This is a genomic window from Mesorhizobium sp. M5C.F.Ca.IN.020.32.2.1, assembly GCF_004023105.1.
Classification (GTDB): Bacteria; Pseudomonadota; Alphaproteobacteria; order Rhizobiales; family Rhizobiaceae; genus Mesorhizobium; species Mesorhizobium wenxiniae.
Map to the genome: position 1 here is coordinate 1 of NZ_RZSX01001476.1, position 774 is coordinate 774.

The following is a 774-nucleotide window of genomic DNA, read 5'->3' on the forward strand; positions in this document are numbered from 1 at the left end:
TGTTTGCAGCGCCAGCCGTGGTATCTTTCGTCATCTCTTCATTTCGCCCTTTTTCCCAGTACCCTGCCGCCCTTCAATACACGACGCAAAGCAGGCGGTCCCCTCGTCTGGTTGCCCGTCCCGACCTCAAACGCCGTCCTCTTATATAAGTTCCAAACCGTCGGAACTTTTTTGGAAAGCCGGCGTTTATGTTTTCAGGGCTAATTTCGGGGCTTGTAATCACCTTGGCCTGCAATCTATCCAATTACGTCAGAGGGAGACGTCCATCATGAGCCTGTCCGCAACCATCGCTCCGCACCTGCCGTTCCTGCGCCGCTTCTCGCGGGCTGTTTCCGGATCGCAGGAGAGTGGCGACGCGCTGGTCGCCGCGATGCTCGAAGCCATCATCGCCGACGTCGACATCTTTCCGGACGCGTCGAACGACCGCATCGCGCTCTACAAGGTATTCGCCAGGCTGTTCACCTCGGTCGCCATCCGCGTTCCGCAAGAACATCCGCAGTCGGCGTGGGAACAGCGCGCCGCCGCCAATCTAAACGCGATTTCACCCCGTCCCCGGCAGGCCTTCCTGCTGGTCGCCGTGGAAGGTTTCAGCGAAGACGAGGCGGCGGAGATTCTCGACGTCGACGATCAAGAATTCTCCGAACTCCTCGCCGAGGCCAGCAACGAGATTTCCCGCCAGGTGGCAACCGATGTGCTGATCATCGAGGACGAGCCGCTGATCGCCATGGACATCGAGCAAATGGTCGAAAGCCTGGGCCATCGTGTCGTCGGAAC

1 protein-coding gene is annotated in these 774 nt (G+C 59.3%); it reads left to right on the top strand.

The genetic code is table 11. The features are described from left to right. Positions 1–268: 268 nt before the first annotated feature. Positions 269–774 (top strand): response regulator (locus EOA86_RS36900; RefSeq protein ID WP_245497507.1); only part of this gene is annotated, 506 nt, incomplete at its 3' end.